At 71.8% G+C, this 21,275-nt stretch carries 19 protein-coding genes; 6 read left to right on the top strand and 13 right to left on the bottom strand.

The window, feature by feature from the left end:
• The first annotated feature begins 339 nt into the window (after positions 1 to 339).
• Positions 340 to 2,130: an SAV2148 family HEPN domain-containing protein gene (locus tag ACRX5W_RS15340; protein WP_436788678.1), complete on the top strand. Its 1,791-nt coding sequence runs from the start codon at positions 340 to 342 to the stop codon at positions 2,128 to 2,130.
• Positions 2,131 to 2,275: 145 nt separating this feature from the next.
• On the opposite strand, the gene ACRX5W_RS15345 is transcribed toward ACRX5W_RS15340, so the two are convergent.
• From ACRX5W_RS15345 to ACRX5W_RS15400, 12 genes are all read right to left on the bottom strand, one after another.
• Complete coding sequence (locus ACRX5W_RS15345) at positions 2,276 to 2,767, bottom strand: winged helix-turn-helix domain-containing protein (RefSeq protein ID WP_436788679.1); 492 nt, start codon at positions 2,765 to 2,767, stop codon at positions 2,276 to 2,278.
• A gap of 518 nt (positions 2,768 to 3,285) precedes the next feature.
• On the bottom strand, positions 3,286 to 4,182 hold the full coding sequence (locus tag ACRX5W_RS15350) for a phosphotransferase enzyme family protein (protein ID WP_436788680.1): 897 nt from the start codon (positions 4,180 to 4,182) through the stop codon (positions 3,286 to 3,288).
• Positions 4,183 to 4,333: 151 nt separating this feature from the next.
• On the bottom strand, positions 4,334 to 5,110 hold the full coding sequence (locus tag ACRX5W_RS15355) for a sirohydrochlorin chelatase (RefSeq protein WP_436788681.1): 777 nt from the start codon (positions 5,108 to 5,110) through the stop codon (positions 4,334 to 4,336).
• Positions 5,111 to 5,123: 13 nt separating this feature from the next.
• Positions 5,124 to 6,038: an ABC transporter permease gene (locus ACRX5W_RS15360; RefSeq protein WP_436788682.1), complete on the bottom strand. Its 915-nt coding sequence runs from the start codon at positions 6,036 to 6,038 to the stop codon at positions 5,124 to 5,126.
• Positions 6,025 to 6,843: an ABC transporter ATP-binding protein gene (locus tag ACRX5W_RS15365; protein WP_436788683.1), complete on the bottom strand. Its 819-nt coding sequence runs from the start codon at positions 6,841 to 6,843 to the stop codon at positions 6,025 to 6,027. The genes ACRX5W_RS15360 and ACRX5W_RS15365 overlap by 14 nt, the downstream gene beginning before the upstream one ends.
• 91 nt (positions 6,844 to 6,934) lie before the next feature.
• The gene (locus tag ACRX5W_RS15370) at positions 6,935 to 8,068 is read right to left on the bottom strand and encodes an ABC transporter substrate-binding protein (RefSeq protein WP_436788684.1); all 1,134 of its coding nucleotides are present in this window, start codon (positions 8,066 to 8,068) and stop codon (positions 6,935 to 6,937) included.
• A 97-nt stretch (positions 8,069 to 8,165) separates the two neighbouring features.
• On the bottom strand, positions 8,166 to 9,518 hold the full coding sequence (locus tag ACRX5W_RS15375; protein ID WP_436788685.1) for a sulfate adenylyltransferase subunit 1: 1,353 nt from the start codon (positions 9,516 to 9,518) through the stop codon (positions 8,166 to 8,168).
• 1 nt (position 9,519) lies between these two features.
• Positions 9,520 to 10,497 carry a sulfate adenylyltransferase subunit CysD gene (gene cysD / locus ACRX5W_RS15380; protein WP_436788686.1) on the bottom strand — a complete coding sequence of 326 codons (978 nt, stop codon included), beginning with the start codon at positions 10,495 to 10,497 and terminating at the stop codon, positions 9,520 to 9,522.
• A gap of 10 nt (positions 10,498 to 10,507) precedes the next feature.
• Positions 10,508 to 11,179: a phosphoadenylyl-sulfate reductase gene (locus ACRX5W_RS15385; RefSeq protein ID WP_436788913.1), complete on the bottom strand. Its 672-nt coding sequence runs from the start codon at positions 11,177 to 11,179 to the stop codon at positions 10,508 to 10,510.
• 26 nt (positions 11,180 to 11,205) lie between these two features.
• A complete protein-coding gene (locus tag ACRX5W_RS15390; RefSeq protein ID WP_436788924.1) occupies positions 11,206 to 11,454 on the bottom strand; it encodes a hypothetical protein in 249 nt (82 codons plus the stop codon).
• Positions 11,451 to 13,136, bottom strand: a complete 1,686-nt coding sequence (locus ACRX5W_RS15395) for a nitrite/sulfite reductase (protein WP_436788687.1) — start codon at positions 13,134 to 13,136, stop codon at positions 11,451 to 11,453. The genes ACRX5W_RS15390 and ACRX5W_RS15395 overlap by 4 nt, the downstream gene beginning before the upstream one ends.
• Positions 13,137 to 13,271: 135 nt before the next feature.
• The gene (locus tag ACRX5W_RS15400; protein ID WP_436788688.1) at positions 13,272 to 13,442 is read right to left on the bottom strand and encodes a putative leader peptide; all 171 of its coding nucleotides are present in this window, start codon (positions 13,440 to 13,442) and stop codon (positions 13,272 to 13,274) included.
• Between the two features lie 89 nt (positions 13,443 to 13,531).
• On the opposite strand from ACRX5W_RS15400, the gene ACRX5W_RS15405 reads away from it, so the two are divergent.
• Positions 13,532 to 14,119, top strand: a complete 588-nt coding sequence (locus ACRX5W_RS15405) for a MarR family winged helix-turn-helix transcriptional regulator (RefSeq protein WP_436788689.1) — start codon at positions 13,532 to 13,534, stop codon at positions 14,117 to 14,119.
• 102 nt (positions 14,120 to 14,221) lie between these two features.
• Here the strand turns inward: ACRX5W_RS15405 and ACRX5W_RS15410 are convergent, their stop codons facing one another.
• On the bottom strand, positions 14,222 to 15,856 hold the full coding sequence (locus tag ACRX5W_RS15410; protein ID WP_436788690.1) for an acyl-CoA dehydrogenase family protein: 1,635 nt from the start codon (positions 15,854 to 15,856) through the stop codon (positions 14,222 to 14,224).
• An 18-nt stretch (positions 15,857 to 15,874) separates the two neighbouring features.
• Here ACRX5W_RS15410 and ACRX5W_RS15415 point away from each other — a divergent pair, with 18 nt between their 5' ends.
• From ACRX5W_RS15415 to ACRX5W_RS15430, 4 genes are all read left to right on the top strand, one after another.
• Positions 15,875 to 17,185 carry a YihY/virulence factor BrkB family protein gene (locus ACRX5W_RS15415; protein WP_436788691.1) on the top strand — a complete coding sequence of 437 codons (1,311 nt, stop codon included), beginning with the start codon at positions 15,875 to 15,877 and terminating at the stop codon, positions 17,183 to 17,185.
• A gap of 330 nt (positions 17,186 to 17,515) precedes the next feature.
• Positions 17,516 to 18,655: a ribosome small subunit-dependent GTPase A gene (gene rsgA, locus ACRX5W_RS15420; RefSeq protein ID WP_436788692.1), complete on the top strand. Its 1,140-nt coding sequence runs from the start codon at positions 17,516 to 17,518 to the stop codon at positions 18,653 to 18,655.
• Between the two features lie 127 nt (positions 18,656 to 18,782).
• Entirely contained in the window at positions 18,783 to 19,553 is a 771-nt protein-coding gene (yidD, locus tag ACRX5W_RS15425) for a membrane protein insertion efficiency factor YidD (protein WP_436788693.1), read from the top strand.
• Positions 19,554 to 20,069: 516 nt separating this feature from the next.
• The gene (locus ACRX5W_RS15430) at positions 20,070 to 21,275 is read left to right on the top strand and encodes a cytochrome P450 (RefSeq protein WP_436788694.1); all 1,206 of its coding nucleotides are present in this window, start codon (positions 20,070 to 20,072) and stop codon (positions 21,273 to 21,275) included.

Genomic DNA, 21,275 nt, shown 5'->3' on the forward strand with positions numbered 1-21,275 from the left:
GCGGCGCCGCGGTTTCACCCGCGGCCCCGCGAGCGCGACATTGAGGGAGCCCCCTCGTCGATCCCCCGGGAGCAGGCGGACGGTTGGTAATGATTGCCGACGTGTGATGGTAAACATCGTTTTGTGATGCCGTGGCAACTCCGTTATGTAGGCGCTAAGTCCGCAGAGCGTGACGCGGACTGCCGCAACTATGCGTACCGTTGACGCGCGTAAACGGCGGGTCGCGGCACGACGCTGAAGTACGCTCGACCGGTTCGGGTGATCGCCTTACCGCGAGGAACGCGTCGGTTCGGGCGTGATGCGGCGGGGGCGCGACAGACCACGCGATTGGGGACGCTGATGACCGACCTGGGCCCGAACCCGCCTGCACCGGAACCGGACGATCGGTCCGAGTCCGGGCGGGAGGGGGCGGACGGGGCGAACGCGGCGCGGGGGCCGGCGGCGCGGGAGTCCGGAGACGACGGAGCGGAGCTTCCCGACCACCCCGAACCATCAGGTCCGGACGGTTCCTCCGCCCCCCGACGGCCGTTCGGATCCGCGGGTTCCGCAAGTTCCGCCGGCCCCGCGGGCCTTGTCGATCCGCCGGACGCGCCCGACCCCGCCGCAGAGCCGTCGGCCTCCGACGACGGCGGCGGCGACGACACCGGCCCGGGCGCCGGAACCGGGGGACAGGCGCAGCCCACCGACCCCCCTTACGGCGCCAACGGTATCGCGGGGCCCGGGCGCAGAGGCGGCCTCTTCGACTCCGCCGGCGGGACCGGGTTCTGGAGCGCGCCGGGCGCGGCGAAAGGCTCCGCCGGCGGCCGAGGCGACGAACAGCCCGGCAGCGTACCGCCCTTCGCCGATTTCGGGAGCGAGACAGGCACGCAACGTCCCGGCTACGGCAGCGGGCCCCGCGTCCCGCTCCCCGGGCCGCGCAGCGCCGCCGACGACGCCGCGCGCCTGCCGATCCTCGACGGCAGCAGCCCGCCGCCCCCCGACGGCCCGGGCCCGGTCAACCCGCACCCCGTCACACCCGGCGACCTGTCCTGGGCCGAACCCGACTGGAACGACGCCCTGTTGCGGGCCCGCCGGGCGGGACGCGCGTACGTATACCTCAACCTCGTGGAACAGCGCCTGCGTTCCGTCGTACGACAAGTGCTGCTGCCCGTCTACGGATCCACCGACCAGACCGGCCACGACGACGGTGCGTGGGTGAGCGCCGCAGCCGGGCCCACCCAGAGCGAATGGGTCGAACGCGCCGAAGCGGTACGGGAGATGAGTCGGCGCCGCGGCTACATCGTGGACCCGGCGGACGACGACCTCGTCGCGTTCTTGACGCTGCCTCAGTTGCGTGAGCTGCTGGTCCGCAACTGGTGGTGCTTCGCGCCCTACCTGGGCGACCGCCGCGCCATCGAACGCGCCCTGGAGGAAGTGGAGATCGGGCGCCACATCGTGGCACGCAACCGCGTGCTGTCACCCGACGTGCTGCGCCAGGTCGAACAAGCCTGCACCAGGGTGCTCGCGGAACTCGACGGCCGACTCGGCAGGCACGCGGGCGAACGCCTCGCCCTCGACGCGGTCGAGGAGCTTTTCGCGGGCCGCTACGGCGACTTGGTCGGTGTGTTCCCCGACCGGTCGTCCCTCCAGCGCAAGTTGCCGTTCGCCGACCTCGTCGCGGACGCCCGCACCATCGACGCGATGGGCGTCTCGCTGAACCTGCTGTGCCAGAACTACTCCGGCAGGGAACTCCACCGGCAGGCGGCTTCCGGATGCCGCATGCGCCTGCTGTTCCTCAACCCGGCGGGCGACGCGATGCGGCAGCGCGAAAAGGACGAGGGCTTCAAGCGCGGCATACTGGCCAGGCTGACGACCATGAACATCCTGCACGCCCGCAGGATCCGCGCCAAGCTCGCCGAGCCCGCGAGGATCGAGATCCGGGTGTACGAGGAGACCCCGCGGTTCAACGCGTACCTCGTCGACGGCGACGCCGCGGTGGTGCAGCCGTACCTCCGGCGTTCGCGCGGTGTCGAGTCGCCGTCGTTCGTGCTGCGCGCCGGAAGCGACGCCGCCGATCCGCGCCGCGGCCTCTTCACCGTGTTCCAGGAGGAGTTCGACCAGTTGTGGGAGTCCGGGAAGCGCACCGCGTGACATGACCGCGGCCCGGGGCGGGCGGCGCCGACGCACCGCCCGCCCGCCGGTTCCCCGTCTGGGCGGAACCCGGCGCGACCTGGGCCCGCCGCTGGGAGATCGACACTCCTGCGGATCTTCCGGCCCACGACTTGAGCAGCGAACTCTACGCTGCCGGAAGGTACTTGTAGCCGACCCGGTGCACGGTCGCCAGGCGACGCCGATGCCGGATGCCGACCTTGCGGCGCAGCCGTGCCACGTGCACGTCCACGGTCCGGCCCTCACCCGAATCGGGGTAGCCCCACACCGCCTCCATGAGCTGGCGGCGGCTGAAGACGCGACGCGGGTTGGCCAACAGGTGGGCCAGCAGGCCGAATTCGAGGAACGTGAGGCGGATCGTGCGGTCGTCGACGGTCACCGTCCGGCCGGCGAGGTCGAGGCGGAGACCGTCGTCTTCGAGGACGACGTCGACGAAGTCCACCGCGCCGAGCCCGGGGGCCGGCTGCGCGGGAAGGTGCGGGGTGCGCGACGGAAGTACCAGGACCTGGGCGGTGGTTGCCTGGTTCGGATACCGCGACGGGTGCTGTGACGGATGGTGCGCGGCGTGGTCGGCGGGATGGAGCGGTCGGGCAGGGGCGTAGGAAGCGGCGTGCGTCATGGTGGTCGAGTCCCTTCGGGCACGCGGCCCGGACCCGTCGGCCGGGCGATGCACGGCGGCGACGGGGCGTCAGGCAGCGTCAAAGACGGAAGCGCCCGCAGCCGTGGCACGGCGAAGTCGGGCGGAAGATCGGAAGGTTCGGACGACAGCTTGGAAGTGACGAGACGTCAGCAAGCCGGACACACGCAGCTGCACACGCGGCAGAAATCCACCGCGCGGCGCCGGGTCAACGTCTTCCGGGTCATGACGGCCATCGTACGCGATGCCCGCGCCCGGGCACAGGGGCATCCGAAGCGTGAGAACGGCCACGGGCCCGCGCTCCGTTCCCTGTGACTCGGTGACCGCCACGCGGCTTCACCGCGGCCCGCCCCTCGACGTACACCCCGTGTACGCCCGTATGCACCCGCCGGGCCGCATCGTTCCCGACACGCGCACCCCTGCGACCGAGACGTCGAACGACGCGTATCCCGGGCCGACTTGCGCGACCACGTCCGCGTGCCGGGCGTCACGCGCACCTTTCAGAAAGACCGCCATCGTGCCGAAGTGTCGCCGCTGCGCAGGCACTTCAGGCGGTGTTCGAACTCCTCCTCGGCGGCCGGGTTGCCGGGGACGTGCTGGGCTACCCACGCGGTCGCGGCGAGTTCGCGTACCGCGCGAAGCGTCGGGTAGCCGTCCCACTTGGTGACGTCGAAGCCGTACTTGCGGACGAACCGCTCCACCGACTCGTCCGGGAGCCCGTACCGCACGGCCGCCATCGGGGTCAGGACGAGGTCCACCTCACGCAGGTCGTCGGCGACGTTCTCAAGGTCGAGCAGCAGCGCCCGCCCGCCGTGCACGCCGACGTTCCGCAGCAGCGCGTCGCCGTGGATCACCCCCGGTTCCAGCGCGGGCACCAGAGCCTTGTACGCCTGCTCCAACTCGGCCGCCCGGCCCAACAGGAACCGCCGGTCGTCCAAGTGCACCGCGGCGTCGGCGGAATCCAGCCACGTCTCCACGAGCGCCAGCGGTTCGCGCTGCGGCAGCGCGAACGGCGGCTTGGGCAGCGCGTGCAGGCGCTTGAGCAGCTTCGCGAGATCCCGGATGTCCGGCTCGCGGTCCTGCGGCGGCAGCAACTCCCAGAACGTGACCGGCCGATCCGCCACCACGACCGGCTGCACGGACACCGACTCCGCCGGCCGCACCGTGGGGAAGTCCAGTTCCGCGAGCCACCGCGCCACCTCGACCTCGCGGCGCGCCCGTGCGGTCAGATGCGCCCCGCGGGCTATCCGCGCGACGAGCCCCACCCGAGGCAGGGCGAACACCGCGTTCTCCCCGTACGCCAGCAACTCGGCCCCGTCGGCGGCGCCCGGATCGATCCCGGCCCCCACACAGGCTCGCGCCAAGACTCCCCGCTCACCCGCACCCGTATCGATCACGCCCCAGATGCTACTGCTCCTGCCCGGCCCGCTTCCGGGGATGTACGGCTTTGTCACAGGAGCGACACGCGAGTTCACGCGACGGCGCCGCGCGGCCGTCGGGCCGCGAGGCGAACCTGCGGGCGCCGCCGACCGGATCAGCCGCCCGTGCTCATGCCGAGAGCAGGCCCCGGTCGGTCGCGGTCGCCACGTAGCGGTGCAGGGTCAGGCCGGCGAGCTCGGGGGTGTCGGCAAGCGGGGCGGTGACGAGGTCGGCGCCCGCGGCGACGGCCTGGTGGGAAATGCGGTCCGGGAGGAAGCCCGGGGCGAGGGTGTGGGTGGCGACGGCGACGCGGGAGTGGCCGGTACGGCGCAGCGCGCGGACGGCCTCGCCGACGGCGGGGCTGGCCGCGGAGGCGAAGGCGGTGACGACGGTGCCCCAGCCGGTGCGGCGCCAGGTCCGCGCCAGCGCGGTCAGGTCGGCGTTGGCCTGCCGGTCGGTGGATCCCGCGGCGGCCAGGACGATGCCGTACGACGGGTCGCCCGGGCGGACGCCGAGGGCGCGAAGGCGGCGTTCGTGGGCGTCGAGGAGCAGCGCGTGCGGGCCGAGCGCCGGTGCGGTGTGCACGATGAGCCGCAACTGGCGTCCGGTCGCCAGCAGCGCGGGCACGTCGTGCTTGGCGTGGTAGGCCTCGGACAGCAGCAGCGGCACGGCGACCGCCTCGCGGACCCCGTCGGCGGCGAGCGCGGCGAGCGCGTCCGGGACACTCGGCGCGCAGTGGTCGAGGTACGCCACCTCCACCCGCAGCGACGGCCGCGCCCGTCGCACGCGCGTCACGAGCGCGTCGACGGTCGCGGCGTGGCGCGCGTCCCGGCTGCCGTGCGCGATCGCCAGCAGCGCGGGGGCGGCGGGCGCACGGGGGCCGGTGTGGGGACGGGTGCGGGGCATGGGGACAGGAAGCCTACTTGTTGGTGACCAGCAGGCCGCGCTGGCGCAGCACCAGGCGCTCCAGCGGGCTGAAGACGAGCAGTTCGATGCCGATGCCGACGAGCAGGATCATGAACACGGCGGTCAGCATCATCGGCATCTCGCCCAGGTTGCGGCCCTGGTCGAGGAGTTGGCCGACGCCGAAGCCGTATTCGCCGACGCCGACGATGAGTTCGGCGGCCATCAGGGAGCGCCAGGTGAACGCCCAGCCCTGCTTGAGGCCGGCAAGATAGCCGGGCATCGCGGCAGGAAGCAGGACGTAGCGGATGCCCTTGACGCCGGTCGCGCCGAGGACGCGGCCGGCGCGGATGAACAGGGGCGGGACTTGGTCGACACCGGAGACGAGGCCGTTCGCGATGGACGGGATCGCGCCGAGCAGCACGACGGCGTAGATCGCGGTGTTGTTCTGGCCGAACCAGATCACGGCGAGCGGAACCCACGCCACCGAGGGCAGCGACTGGAGTCCGGTCAGGATCGGGCCGATGGCCGCGCGGATGAACTTGACGCGCGCCACGATCAGGCCGAGTGGCGTGCCGAGCGCGATGGCGAGGAGGAAGCCGAGCCCGGCGCGTTCGACGCTGACCCACAGGATGCTGTGCACGTCGCCGGCGTGCCAGCGGACCATGAACGCGTCCCAGACCTGGCCGGGGCTGGGCAGCTTGTACTCCGGGGCGACCTCGGCCCAGAAGGCGATCTGCCACACGGCCAGGACCAGCGCGATGGCGCAGAACGGCGGTACGACCTTCTCCAGGATGGTCCGCCACCACGGAGTGCGCTCGCCTTGGACGACGGTTTCCAGCGCGTCCAAACCCGCTTCGAGACCCGCGACGTCCTGGTCGTTGTTCTTGTCGAGCGACGGGGAGGAGGAGGTCACCTCAGTGCTTTCCATGGCGACGGATCTCCCCTCGGAGGTGTTCGGTGATCTCTATGGACAGCTTGGAGACGTCGGGGGCCTCGATGCGCCGCGGCTGTGGGATGTCGATGGTCCACTCGCGGGCGATGCGTCCCGGGCGGGACGACAGGAGCACGACGCGCTGCGCCAGGCGTACGGCCTCGCGCACGTTGTGCGTCACGAACAGCACCGTGCGGCCGGTGTCGCGCCAGATGCGGGTGAGCTCGTCGTGCAGCACATCGCGGGTGATGGCGTCGAGCGCGGCGAACGGCTCGTCCATCAGCAGGACTTCGCCGGACTGCGCGAGTGCGCGGGCGAGAGCCACGCGCTGCCGCATGCCGCCGGACAGTTCGTGGACGCGCTTGTCGTACGCCCCGTCCAGCCGCACGAGCTCAAGGAGCCTGCGGGCCTCGGCCTTGCGCTCGTCGCGGGCCACGCCCCGCAGCTTCAGGGCGAGTTCGATGTTCTTGCCGGCCTTGAGCCAGGGGAACAGCGCGTGGTCCTGGAACATCAGCGCGGGCCGGCCGCCGCCCACCGTGATGGTGCCGGCGGTGGGCTTGTCGAGGCCCGCGACCAGGTTGAGCAGGGTCGACTTGCCGCAGCCCGACGCGCCGAGGAGGCAGACGAACTCGCCGGGCCGCACCGAGAGGTTGATGCCGTCGAGGACGGGGGCGGTGCCTCTGCCGAAGGTCTTGGAGACGTTGTCGAAGCCCACGGCGACGGGGGCGGGGTCCGCGGCTTCCGCGGCGTGTTCCGCGCCGACCGCGGCCTTCACCGGCTGCTCGTGCACTGTCTGAGCCATCACGTCCACCCCTTCCGGTGGTCTTACTGCGGGCTGCTGCCGAAATCGGGCGTGCCGGGGCGGGCACGTGCGGTGCGGCCCCGGACGCCTGCTACTTCGTGCCGAGTCCGGCGTCGTCGTATGGGGGTTGGCCTGCGGCCTGGAGCACCTTGTTGAGAATGGTCAGGTCGTAGATGCCTTGGATGTCGGCGTCCTTGGCGACGCCGACCTTGACGCCGTCGTCCTCGACCTTCCGGAGCGAGGCAGCCAACGGGTCGTTGGTGATTTCGAGGTTCCGCCACGCACCGTCGACGACCTCGGTCGGCAGGCGTTTTTGGGTGAACGCCTCCAACTGGTCGTTGACGTCGGCCTTGGCCCGGTCGGGATTGGCGTTGATCCAGGCGGTCGTGGCGATCTGACCCCTGATCAGCGCCTCGACGGTGTCGGGGTGCTTGTCCAGGAACGCCTTGCGCACGACGAGGTTGGTGGTGACGAACCTGCTGTTCGGCCACAGGCTTCGCTCATCGACCAGGACCTTGCCGCCGGCCTCCTGAACGAGCCGGGTCGCCCACGGCTCGGGCAGCCAGGCGCCATCGATCTCGCCGGTTTTGAAGAGGTTCAGCGTCAGCGCGTTCTCGGTCGGCACGATGCTGACGTCGCCGCCGCCCTTGATGTCGGTCGTGAACCCCTGGGCGGCGAACCAGGCACGCGCCGCGACGTCCTGGGTGTTGGCAAGCTGCGGCGTCGCGACCTTCTTGCCTTTCAGGTCGGCCACGCTGCCGATGTCCGGCTTCACGACCAGCGACGCGCCGCCCGAGGTGGCGCCCGCGACGATGCGCAGCAGTTCGCCGTTCGTCGATGTGAAGCCGGAGATCGACGGGTTCGGCCCGATGTACGTCGCGTCGATCGAGCCGGCCTTGAGCGCTTCGATCGCGGACGGACCGGCGTTGTACACCGTGGTGGTGACCTTCGTCGAGCCCAGCTCCTTGGCGTAGAAGCCCTCCTTGACTCCCACCAGCGCCGTCGCGTGCGTGACGTTCGCGAAGAAGCCGAGCCGCAGCTCGGACGCCGAGGTGCTCGTCCCTTCGGCCGCCGGTCCCGCCGCCCCGGCGCCGGCCGCCGCGGATCCGCCGTCGTCCTTCGCCGAGCCGTAGCCGCACGCGGAGAGAACCGCGAGCAGCGGGAGGATCGCGAGGATCACGGTGTTTCGTACGGATCTGCGGCGTCGGTGCCGGGCAGCAGGCATGAGGGACCTTCCCTGTGGAGGCCGTGCAGGGGCACGGAAGTCGGTGCGGAGCAGGGGTGTCGCTACGGCGTGTCGGCCGGGTCCCGTGGGGGACCGGTCAGCGACATCGCTCCGTAACGGAGCCCTGCTCCCCGCCGCGCCCGTCGACGAACGCGGGGCCGGCCATGCCGGCGGTCAGCGTGGCGCCGTCCGCTTCGTCGATCAGGAGGAAGGAACCGGTGCGGCGGCCCGCCGCGTAGGGGTCGAGGGCGAGGGGCTGCGCGGTCCGCAGCACCACGTGCGCGATGTCGTTCGGGTGCAACTCGCCCGGCGAGGCCTGCTTTTCGAGGGTCTGGATGTCGACGCGGTAGGGGATCTCACGGACGATCGCCTTGACCGTGCGCGTCGTGTGCTTGAGTAGCACCCGGTCGCCGGGCCGCAGCGGCTTGTCGGCGACGTGGCACACCGTTGCCTCGACGTCCTGGGTCGCGGCCGGTGCGTCCTCGGCGGGCGCGATCAGGTCGCCGCGCGAGACGTCGACGTCGTCGGCGAGGCGCAGCGTGACCGACTCGCCGGCCTGGGCGCGGTCGACGGACGCGCCGAGGCGGTCGATGCCCGCGATGGACGAGCGCGCGCCGGACGGCAGCACCACGACCGGGTCGCCGGCGCGGAAGACGCCGGACGCGACCTGGCCCGCGTAGCCGCGGTAGTCGCGGAACTCGTCGTCGCTCTGCGGGCGCAACACGTACTGCACGGGGAACCGCGCCGGGCCGTGCTCGTCCTGGCCGCCGATCTCGACGGTCTCCAGGAACTCCAGGAGGGTCGGCCCGCCGTACCAGTCCATGTGCGCGGACGGGTCGACCACGTTGTCGCCGCGCAGCGCGGAGACCGGGATCGCGGTGATGTCGGGGACACCCAACTCCGTGGCGTACGCGGTGAATTCGTTGGCCACCGAGGCGAACTTCGCCTCGTCGTAGTCGACCAAGTCCATCTTGTTGACGGCGAGGACGACGTGCGGGACGCGCAGCAGCGCGGCGACCGCGAGGTGGCGGCGGGTCTGCTCGACGACGCCGTTGCGGGCGTCGACCAGCACGACCGCGAGTTCGGCGGTGGACGCGCCGGTGACCATGTTGCGGGTGTACTGCACGTGGCCGGGCGTGTCGGCGAGGATGAACCGGCGCCGCGCGGTCGCGAAGTAGCGGTACGCGACGTCGATCGTGATGCCCTGCTCGCGCTCGGCGCGCAGGCCGTCGGTGAGCAGCGCGAGGTCGGCCTCGTCCATGCCCCTGTCGCGGCTGACCCGCTCGACGGCTTCGAGCTGGTCGGACAGCACTGACTTCGAGTCGTGCAGGAGGCGGCCCACGAGCGTGGACTTGCCGTCGTCGACCGAGCCCGCGGTGGCCAGGCGCAGCAGGCCCACCGACGCGTCCACGGCGTCCTCCGCCGTCGGTGCGGTGTTCTGGCTGGTCATCCTAGAAATATCCTTCGCGCTTGCGGTCTTCCATCGCGGCCTCGGACATCTTGTCGTCCGCGCGCGTGGCACCCCGTTCGGTCAGTCGGCTCACCGCGATCTCGGCGATCACCTCGGCCACCGTGGCGGCCGGGGAGTCGACGGCCCCCGTACAGCTCATGTCGCCCACGGTGCGGTAGCGCACGATGCGGCGCTCGACCGTCTCGCCGTCCTTCGGGCCGCCCCACGCGCCGGGCGCGAGCCACATTCCGTTGCGCAGGAACACCTCGCGCTCGTGTGAGAAGTAGATCTCCGGGAGCGGGATCTCCTCGCGCTCGATGTACTGCCACACGTCCAGCTCGGTCCAGTTGGACAGCGGGAAGACCCGGACGTGCTCCCCGACGCGGTGCCGGCCGTTGTAGAGGTTCCACAGCTCGGGGCGCTGGCGGCGCGGGTCCCACTGTCCGAACTCGTCGCGCAGCGAGAACACGCGCTCCTTCGCGCGGGCCTTCTCCTCGTCGCGGCGTCCGCCGCCGAAGACCGCGTCGAAGCGGTTCTTCTCGATCGCGTCGAGCAGCGGCACGGTCTGGAGCGGGTTGCGGGTGCCGTCGGGGCGCTCCTGGAGCCGCCCGTTGTCGATGAACTCCTGGACGTGGCCGACGAACAGGCGCAGGTTGTGCTCCGCGACCGTGCGGTCGCGGTATTCGATGACCTCGGGGAAGTTGTGCCCGGTGTCGACGTGCAGCAGCGCGAACGGGATCTGCGCCGGCCAGAACGCCTTGCGGGCCAGGTGCAGCATGACGATCGAGTCCTTGCCGCCGGAGAAGAGGATCACCGGCCGTTCGAACTCGCCCGCGACCTCGCGGAAGATGTGGACCGCCTCGGCTTCCAGCGCGTCGAGGTGACCGAGCGCGCCGGGCGCGGAGAGTTCGACCGCGGTTGTCACTTCAGCCTCCAAGAGGTCACGTGGGTGGACGAGGGTGTGCGCGCGTGTATGCATATCGGCATGGTCAGTGGATTCCGCACTCGGTCTTGGCGCGCCCGGCCCAGCGGCCCGCGCGGGCGTCCTCGCCGGGCGCGACGCGCCGGGTGCACGGCTCGCAGCCGATCGACGCGTAGCCGTCCATCAGCAGCGGGTTGGTCAGGACGCCGTGCTCCAGGATGTACGCGTCGACCTGGTCCTGGTCCCACCGCGCGATCGGGGAGATCTTGATCTTGCGCTTCTTGGCGTCCCAGCCGACGACCGGAGTGTCCGCGCGTTCGGGGGAGTCGTCGCGGCGCAGCCCGGTGGCCCACGCGTCGTAGCCTTCGAGGCTGGTCGCCAGTGGCGCGACCTTGCGCAGCGCGCAGCACAGGTCGGGGTCGCGGTCGTGGAGCCGGGGGCCGTACTCGGCGTCCTGCTCCGCCACGGTCTGACGCGGCGTCAGGGTGATGACGTTGACGGGGTAGACGGCGGCGACCGCGTCGCGGGTGCCGATGGTCTCCGCGAAGTGGTAGCCGGTGTCGAGGAACACCACGTCGATTCCTGGTTGCACGCGGGACGCCAGGTGCGCCACGACGGCGTCCTCCATCGACGAGGTCACGCACCAGCGCGCGCCGAAGGTCTCGGACGCCCAGGTGAGTATCTCCTCGGCGGTGGCGTGCTCCAGCTCGCGCCCGGCGGTCAGGGCGAGTTGCTCCATCGCCTCTGCTTTGTCCCTGGTCGTGGTCACGTCGCCTCCTTTCCGGCAGTCGTTGCGGCGGTCGAATTCGGGGTCTGGGTGCGGGCGTCGGTCTGCTCCTGTGCCGAACCCGCCGACGTGGTCGGGGCGTTCTCGGAGAAGACCAGCCCTTGGAATCTGAGCGTGAACGCGCGGCGGCACGCCCCGCACAGCCACGAGCCGTGGCCGTCCTCGCGGGGCCGCAGGTCTTCGTCGCCGCAGTAGGGGCAGTAGAACGGTGCCGCGCGCTCGCTCACGACAGATCCGCCTCCGTGGCCCGCCCGACCCATTGCGCGAACCGCTCGTTCTCGGTGCGCTGTTCGGTGAACCTGCGGACGACGCGCTCGACGTAGTCGGGGAGTCCGGCGGAGGTGACCTTCAGGCCGCGGACCTTGCGTCCGAAGCCGGCGTCGAAGCCGAGGCCGCCGCCGAGGTGGACCTGGTAGCCCTCGACCTGGTTGCCGTCGTCGTCCAGCACCAACTGGCCCTTGAGGCCGATGTCGGCGGTCTGGATGCGCGCGCAGGCGTTGGGGCAGCCGTTGATGTTGATGGTGAGCGGCTGGTCGAACTCGGGCAGGCGCTGCTCCATCTCCTCGATGAGCGCCTGGGCGCGGCCCTTGGTCTCGACGATGGCGAGTTTGCAGAACTCGATCCCGGTGCACGCCATGGTGCCGCGGCGGAACGGGCTCGGCTTGACGCGCAGGCCGAGGGCTTCGAGGCCGTCGACGAGCGAGGAGACCTTGTCCTCGGCGACGTCGAGGATCAGCATCTTCTGCTCGACGGTGGTCCGGACGCGGTCCGAGCCGTGCGCCTCGGCGAGGTCGGCGATCTTGCCGAGCGTGGCGCCGTCGACGCGTCCGACGCGGGGGGCGAAGCCGACGTAGAAGCGGCCGTCCTTCTGCGGGTGGACGCCGACGTGGTCGCGCCAGACGCCGCTGGGTTCGGCGGGGGCCGGGCCGTCGGCGAGCTTGCGCTTCAGGTACTCGTCCTCCAGCACCTGCCGGAACTTCTCGGCTCCCCAGTCGGCGACCAGGAACTTCAGGCGCGCGCGGTTGCGCAGCCGGCGGTAGCCGTAGTCGCGGAAGATGCCGACGACGCCCGCCCAGACGTCCGGCACGTCCTCCAGCGGCACCCACGTGCCGAGCCGTACGGCGAGCTTCGGGTTGGTGGACAGGCCGCCGCCGACCCACACGTCGAAACCGGGGCCCAGGTCGGGGTGTTCGACGCCGACGAACGAGACGTCGTTGATCTCGTGGGCCACGTCGAGCAGCGGAGACCCGGAGATCGCCGTCTTGAACTTGCGCGGCAGGTTGGAGAATTCGGGGCTGCCGATGTAGCGGCGGTTGATCTCGTCGACCGCCCAGGTGCCGTCGACGATCTCCTCGGCGGAGACGCCGGCGACCGGCGAGCCGAGCACGACGCGCGGGGTGTCGCCGCACGCCTCGGTCGTCGACAGGCCGACGCCTTCGAGGATGTTCCAGATCGCCGGGACGTCCTCGATGCGGATCCAGTGGTACTGGACGTTCTGCCGGTCGGTGATGTCCGCGGTGCCGCGTGCGTACCGCTCCGAGACCTCGGCGACCGCGCGGAGCTGGGCCAGGTTGAGTCGGCCGCCGTCGATGCGCACGCGCAGCATGAAGTACTCGTCGTCGAGCTCGTGCGGCTCCAGGACGCCGGTCTTGCCGCCGTCGATCCCGGGCTTGCGCTGCGTGTACAGGCCCCACCAGCGCATGCGGCCGCGCAGGTCGTTGCTGTCGATCGAGTCGAAGCCGCGGTGGGCGTAGACGTTCTCGATGCGGGCGCGTACGTTCAGGCCGTCGTCGTCCTTTTTGAACTGCTCGTTGGCGTTGAGCGGTTCGCGGTGACCGAGCGCCCACTGGCCTTCGCCGCGGTGGCGGGCGGTCTTTCGCGGGCCGGCGGCTGGGGAAGGGGTGGCCATGAAGCGTCCTTTGACGTGGTGTCAGGGGGACGCGCGCCGCACGCGGCGGTCCCGCTCCGCACCGTCACGGCGCTGGACGCAGGCTGCCGGCACGACCCGCGCCCGAGCAGCGGAGAGTGGAGCGGGCGGTGGTCGTCAGAGCGGCATACAGCAGGCGCTGGACATGCGTCCTAGGTCGACGTGACGTCGACCGACGAGGGCGATTCCGGCGCGAGACATGCCAAGAGGTTGGCATGGAGTCGGTATGTCGTCCATCTTCGTCCGCGATGTGAACGCTGATCTCGCTATTTGGACAGTCAATCTCATCAAATGGGACAATAGGCTGGTAAGGGCACCCGGAGTTGCCTCTCCGAAGCGTTTGGTTACGGTACTGGGGCCTTAAGGAGCTGATTGACATGTCCGGAGATCTTCTCGACCGGCCTGACTGCCTGGGCGGCTGCGGGGGCCGGAACGAGGGCCGAGACGAGGGCCGGGACATGGACAGAAGCGACCGCAGCGACCGGATCGACCGAAAAGAACAGAGCGACCGCAGCAACCGGGACGACGACCGCGAGGCGTCCGTCGAGACCCTGCGCTACGCCCTGAACGGCTTCCTGTCCGCCGTACGAGCCGACCGTCTCGCGCGCGGCTCCGGCTCCGATTCCCCCCAGGTGCAACGCCACCGCGTCCTGGTCACCCTCGCCGACGAGCTCGACCTCGACTCCGCGGGACTCGCCGACGTCCTCGGCATGCGGCCCGCGCACGTGACCGGCCTGCTGGACACGCTCGGCCGCGAAGGCCTGGTCGAAGGCGTGCGCGCGGGGCGCGGCCGGGGCGGCCCGGTCGCCCGGCTCACCCCCGCCGGACTGCGCGCGCTCGACGAACTCGACACCGTTTTCCGCAGGCACTGGGAATCCGCCGTCGCCGACCTCCCGGCCGGGGACCTGCGCACCGCGGCACGCGTGATCAGCCGCCTGACCGGCGTCATCGTCCCGATGCGCTGAGGCCGCGCGGGCGGGCGGGCCGCCGCCGAGATCCGCACACGCCCGCGGAACGGGCCCGGGGCCGCACACCGCGACGCCGGAGCCCGGACGTGTCACGGCATGTCACGGCACAACCGGCCGGGCGCGGTCGACGACGGCCCGTGCCGCCACGCCGCGCGGCAGCGTCCCGAACGCGAGTCCCCCGTCGCCGCCGAGCCGCCCGGCGCAGAACGCGTCCGCGACCTCCGGCGGCGACCAGCGCAGCACGGCCGCGCCCGACAGCAGCAGCGCCATCCGCTCGGTCAGCCGGCGCGCTCGCGCCTCGACGCCCTCAAGGTCCGACAGGTCGACCAGGAAGTCCTTGACCGCAGTGTCGAAGCGGTGGTCCTCGCCGCGAACCGCGCCGATCTCCCCGAGGAACGCGTCCAGACACTCCGGCTCGCGGCGCAGCGCACGCAGCACGTCCAGGGCCTGCACATTGCCCGAGCCCTCCCAGATCGCGTTGACCGGAGCCTCCCGGTACAGGCGCGGCATGCCGCCCTCCTCGACGTAGCCGTTGCCGCCCAGGCACTCCATCGCCTCGGCGGTCACCGCGACCGCGCGCTTGGTTGTCCAGTACTTGGACACGGCGACCGCAATGCGGAACAGCGCCTGTTCTTTCGCGTCCGGCGAGCGGTACGCCGCCGCCAGCCGCATCGCGACCAGCGTCGCCGCCTCCGACTCGACCGCCAGGTCCGCGAGCACGTTGGTCATCAGCGGCAGGTCGATCAGCGCCGACCCGCCCACACGCCGGTGGGCCGCGTGGTGCGTCGCCTCGGCCACCGCGCGCCGCATCAGCGCCGCCGACCCGAGCGAGCAGTCCAGGCGCGTCGCGGCGACCATGCCGATGATCGTGCGCACGCCCCGGCCCTCCTCGCCGAGCCGCCGCGCCCACGTGCCGTCGAACTCGACCTCGGCCGACGCGTTCGACCGGTTGCCCAGCTTGTCCTTGAGCCGCTGGAGCAGGAACACATTGCGCGTCCCGTCGGGAAGCACGCGCGGCACCACGAAGCAGGTCAGCCCGCCGGGGGCCTGCGCGAGCACGAGGAAGACGTCGCACATCGGCGCGGAGCAGAACCACTTGTGGCCGGTGAGCGCGTACTCGCCGTCGGCGGCCAGCGGAACCGCCTCGGTGGTGTTGGCGCGCACATCGGTGCCGCCCTGCTTCTCGGTCATGCCCATCCCGGCCAGGCATCCGGGCTTGGCACCCGGTGCCAGCAGTCGGCCGTCGTACCCGGTCGCGGTCAGCCGCGGCTCCCACTCGGCGGCCAGGACCGGGTCGGTGCGCAGCGCGGGGACCGCGGCGTACGTCATCGACACCGGGCAACCGTGGCCGCTCTCGACCTGACTCCACGTCAGGAAGGCGGCGGCCCGCCACACGTGTGCGGCCGGGTCGTCGGCCACCCACGGCTGCCCGGCCAGGCCGTGGCCGACCGCGGTCCGCGTCAGCTCGTGCCACGCGGGATGGAACTCGACCTCGTCGACGCGGTGCCCGTACCGGTCGTGGGTGACCAGTACCGGCGGATACGCGTTCGCCAGCCGGCCCCACTCCTGCGCGGTCGCGGATCCCGCGAGGACGCCGAGGGCGTGCAGGCGCGCGGCGTCGGCGTCCGGCGCGTGCCGCCGCACGGCCTCGACGAGCGCCTGGTCCGCGCCGAACACGTCGTATCCGGTCAGCGGCGGGGGCTGGTTGGCGACCGCGTGGGTGGAGTTGCCCATTCCCGCTACTTTAGGAGCGTGGCAGCGGACAAGAAAGAAACGTCGCCGGTCCGCGGTCCCGGCCGCATCCGGTTGCGGAGCGCACTCTGGCGGATCGTCCGCGAGACCTTCATCTCGTGTTACGAGAACCGGGTGACGGGCCTGGCCGCCGAGGCCGGATTCTTCATGCTGCTGTCGCTGCCCCCGCTGCTGCTCGGGCTGGCCGGCACGATCGGCTACCTCCAGGGCGCCATCGGCCAGGACACCATCGACGGTTTCAAACAGGACATCATCGACGGCAGCGGCAACGTCCTGTCGCAGAAGAGCGTCGACCAAGTCATCGTGCCGCTCGTCAACGACGTGTTCTCGTCGGGACGGGCGGACATCATCTCGGTCGGCTTCGTCATCGCCCTGTGGTCCGGCTCGCGCGCGCTCAACGTCTACGTCGACACCATCACGATCATGTACGGCCTGTCGGGCAAACGCGGCATCGTCAAGACCCGCCTGCTGTCGTTCACGCTGTACGTGGTCGGCCTGCTGCTCGGCATGTTCCTGATCCCGCTGCTGCTGGCCGGGCCCGAGCTGGTGGTCAAGGCGTTCCCGAACTTCGCCGGCACCGTCAACATCCTGTACTGGCCGGTGCTGGTGATCCTGTCCGTCTGCTTCCTCACCACGCTCTACCACGTGTCGGTACCGGTGCGTACGCCGTGGCGCGAGGACATCCCCGGCGCACTGGTCGCCCTGCTCCTGTGCATCCTCGGCAGCTTCCTGCTGCGCGTCTACCTCATGACGACCGTCGACGGCCCGAGCATCTACGGATCGCTCGCCGCTCCCGTCGCGGTGCTCGTGTGGATGTACTTCGCGGCCATGGCGATCCTCATCGGGGCGGCCCTGAACGCCGCCATCGACCAGGTCTGGCCGAGCCAGGAGACCGCCCAGGCGCGCGCGGAGGCGGAGAAGGAGCGCGCGGCCGTCGAGATCGCCAACGCGATGGCGACGGTACGCCGCGCCGGACGCCACCGCGGCATGCCCGGCGACTGGGAGCCGGGCGGCTGGAACCCCGAGCACAACGACGACACCGTGGACCTCGTCGCCCCCGCCGGCGCCGGCGACCTGGACGAGGCGCCCTCGGAGTTCCCCGAACGCTGGGCCAACTACGCCTCCCCGCGAGGCAACCGCCCGGGCACGGGGAACGGCAACCACCGGATGGACCCGGGCTCGCCGCCGGTACAGCTCCCGGCCGGGCAGGCCCCGCCCGGGCTGTCGCTCGACGAGCAACTGTGGCCGGTCCGGCCGCCGGGTCCGCCCCCGCCGCCCCCGCCGCCGGACCGGACCCGCAAGCCGCGCTGAGCCGCCGTTGAGCCGCCGCTGAGTCGGTCTTGAGCCGCCGTTGAGACGCCGTTGAGCCGTAATTGAGCCGTAATTGAGCCGACCCGGACGGGCGCGATGCCCTAAGCTGGGCGGCGGCGTACGCGCCGCTGACCCGTTCGAGGCACGAGCAGCACGCTCGGCGAGACGAGAAGGAGGAGGTGGAGACCGTGATGGCACATGTCACCTGGATGGCGGCTGTCCCCGTCGACGGCCCCGCACCCGCTTTCGTCTTGTACCTCCGGGTCCCGGCCGTCTGAGGCCTGTCGCCGCGACGGCGTTCGTGGGACCCGTGTCGAAGGGTCCACAGTCTTGTCCTCCAGTAGTTCATTCAGCAGTTCTTTCGGCGGTTCCTTCAACCCCGACAGCACACAACCCGGGCACCCGTTCCCGGACGGCTCGTTCCTCGTCGCCCTCGGCCTGGACGCCGACCGGGAGGCGGAGTTCGCGCCGTACCTCGCCGAAGGCCTGGTCGCCGGGCGCGTGTCCCGCGTCGACCGTTCGACGTGCGACGTCGTCACCGGCGACGGCGGTACTCTGCGCGCCGCGCACGGCAACGGCCCGCTGCCGTGCGCCGGGGACTGGGCCGCGGTCGCCGTACCCGGCCGGTCGCGGCACGCCACACCCGACGACGAACCCGTCGTCGTCGCGCTGCTCGACCGGCGCACCGCACTGACGCGATCGTCGGCGTCGGGGCGTTCCGAAGGGCAGGTGCTCGCGGTCAACGTGGACGCGGTGCTCATTGTCGTCCCGCTCGACGTCGAACCCGACCTCGGCCGCATCGAACGCCTGCTCACCCTGGCCTGGGAATCCGGCGCGCAGCCGCTCGTCGTGCTCACCAAGGCCGACACCGTCGACGACGCCGAACAGGTGCGCGCCGACGTCGAGGCCGCCGCGCCCGGTGCGGACGTGCTGGTGGTCAGCGCGGTGACCGGGGAGGGCGTCGACGTGCTGGCGGCGACGGCCGCCGGGCGGACCGTCGCGCTCCTCGGCTCGTCGGGCGCCGGGAAGTCGACCCTCGCGGCCGTGCTGACCGGTGCCGACCTGGCCACCGGCGGCGTACGCCAGGACGGCAAGGGCCGGCACACCACCACGTGGCGCGAGTTGGTGCCGCTGCCCGGCGGCGGCGTCCTCGTCGACACCCCGGGTCTGCGCGGTGTCGGCCTGTTCGACGTGCAGGACGGTCTCGACCGGACGTTCTCGGACGTCGAACAGTACGCGGAGCAGTGCAGGTTCGCCGATTGCGGGCACGTCGCGGAGCCGGGCTGCGCGGTGTTGGCGGCCGTCGAGGCTGGCGAACTGCCGCAGCGCCGTCTGGACAGTTACCGCAAGTTGCGGCGCGAAGCGGACTGGATCGCCTCACGCACCGACCACCGGCTGCGCACCGAGCGGGCGCGGCAGTGGAAGGTGATCCACAAGGAGATGCGGCGCAACCCGTCGCCGAAGAAGTAGCCGTCGGCGCGGGGGACTTCCCTCACGACCTCCCCGCCCGGGAACCGGGCGGGGAGGTCGTGCTCTCTCGTGGGGTGCGGGCTGTCGATAGGGTCCGCCGGAACACGAGCAGAGGAGGACCCGGTCGATGTCGTACCACCCGAACAACCCCTACGGCGGCGGGCCGCCCGGCGGCGGAGGGGGCAACCCGTTCGGCCCCGGCGGGCAGCAGCCGGTCCAGCACCAGCGGGACTGCCGCGAACCGTTCCGGAATCCGTGCATGCGTCCGTGCGGCGAGACCGATGACGACGACCTCGTGGGGGAGCTGCTCGACTCGGGCGGCGGATCGGGCGGTGGATCGGGCGGTGGGGGAAACGGTCCCTTCGGCGGCGGTCGCGGCGAGGGGCGCGGATCCGACGGCCCGTCAGGGCAATCCGGGGGTTCGTCCGGCTCCGGCGGTGACAAAGACGGCTGCGGCTGCATGCCCGGAGGCGGCGGCGGCCGAGGCGGGGGAGGCGGTCGCGGAGGCGGCAGCGGAGGCGGCGGCGACGGTTGCGGCGGGTGCGACCCGTGCCTGCTGCGGATCGTCCTGGTCCTGCCGTTCGTCGCGGTGTGGTCGGTGCTGCGCGCGGTCGTCGGCCGCCCGGTCCGCACCGACGCGCACCGCAAGCCGCTGTCGCACACCGACCGCACCCTTCCCGAGGGCCGTGCCGCGCGCACGATCTTCCGCGCCGTGCGCTGGTACCGGCTGTCGGTGAGCCCGCGCAGCGAGCCGGTCTGCCGCTACACGCCGTCGTGTTCGACGTACGCGGCCACATCGCTGCAACGCCACGGTGCGTGGCGCGGCGCTCGGTTGACGCTGCGCCGCCTGTCGCGCTGCAACCGCCGGCACCCGGGCGGGCACGACCCGGTGCCGTAGACCGCGCGGCAAAGAAGTCTGCCTGGGCTCATTCGTCGGCGCGGCAGCGGCGTGCAGGCGCGGCGCTGCCGGCCGGGCCCGTGCCACGGAAGTGGAAGCAACCGTTCAGGCGGCAAGCGGCCCGCCGATGAACCCCGTCTGCCTGTCGGCGGGGGTAGCGACGGCATCGAGACCCGCGACCGTTGACGACGGGTCCTCGGTCGTCCCGAAGTGCGCCCGCGGGCCATGGGCGCCCATCCGTCCGGCCCCGCAAGGGAGTTGCCGCGGTCGGGCGCGTGGGTGCGCGCAGCGCAGGGCGTGGTCGTGGTGGTCGCGCCTCCGGTTGTGGCGGCGGCCGTGCCCGCTCCCGACCAACCGGACATTCGGTTCGATGAACTCTTTGTCATACGGACTTCTCGTAAGGGTCTTCTCGGGACGCCGAATTGGCACTACCTTGCTCGCAGCGTTTTCCGAGCGGCTGTCCCGCGCCTCGGCGACGCTGTGACGGCCGTACCAGGGCCGAGGAAGAAGGTGCGTGTGAGTGCGCAGCACGTCCCGGTCGGCGCGGTCGCCCCGCTCGCACCGGAGTTCGACCCCTTCGCGGACGCTGTGCTCGCGGATCCGTACCCGGCCTGGGAGCGCGTGCGCGACGCGGGAGCGGCGGTGCACATTCCCGCGTACGACGTGTGGGCGATCGCCCGCTACGCCGACGTGCGCGACGCCCTGCGCGACCCGGCGGTCTTCTCCTCGGCCGGCGGGGTGGGCCTGCGGCCCCAGGACGACCCCGTGCAGGCGGGGTTGCCCAGCAGCGTGGACCCGCCCGAGCACGACCGCTACCGGCGGTTGATGGGTGAGCAGTTGGGGCCGCGTCACCTGCCGCGGATCGGCGACATGATCCGGTGGCGCGCCGACGAACTGGTGAAGGACCTCGTCGAGCGCGAGTCGTTCGATGCGGTCGCCGACTGGGGGCGGACGTTCCCGGTCCGGATCCTGGGCGACCTCGTCGGCCTGCCCGCGCAGGGCCGCGAGCGGCTGCCGCTGTGGGCCGCGGCGGTGTTCGACAACTTCGGTCCGGCGAACGAGCGTTCGGCCGCGGGCGCGCCGCTCATGGCCGAACTGGCCGAGTACGTCGTGCGTGTCGTGACGCGCCGCGGCCTGGACCCGGACGGCATGGGCGCCAAGGTCTTCGCGGCGGCCGACCGCGGCGAGGTCGACGACGTCGAGGCGATGTCGGTGATCCTGACGTTCCTGGTCTCCGGCATGGGAACCACCTCCGACGCCCTCGCGCAACTACTGCTGCTCCTGGCCGAACACCCGGACGAATGGTCGGCGTTGCGGGACAACCCCACGCTGATCCCGGGCGCGTTCGAGGAAGTCCTGCGCTATGACGCGCCGTTCCAGGCGTCGTTCCGCGCGGTGGTGCGGGACGCCGACGTCGACGGTGTCAGGGTGCCGGCGGGCGCGCGGGCGATGCTGCTGTTCGGCTCGGCGAACCGGGACGGGCGCAAGTGGGCGGACCCGGACCGCTTCGACGTACGCCGCAACCCCGTCGACCACCTCGCGTTCGGGTCGGGGACCCACGGCTGCGCAGGCCAGGCGCTGGCCCGGTTGGAGGCCAAGGCCCTGCTGGGGGCACTGGTGACGAAGGTTGCCCGGATCGAACTCACCGGCGAGCCGCGGCGGCGGCTCGCGCACGTGTCACGGACCCTCGACAGCGTTCCGGTGCGCGTGGTCCCGGCCTGA

Origin of the sequence: Yinghuangia sp. YIM S10712, from assembly GCF_051388935.1 — a bacterium.
In the GTDB taxonomy this organism is placed as follows: Bacteria; Actinomycetota; Actinomycetes; order Streptomycetales; family Streptomycetaceae; genus Yinghuangia.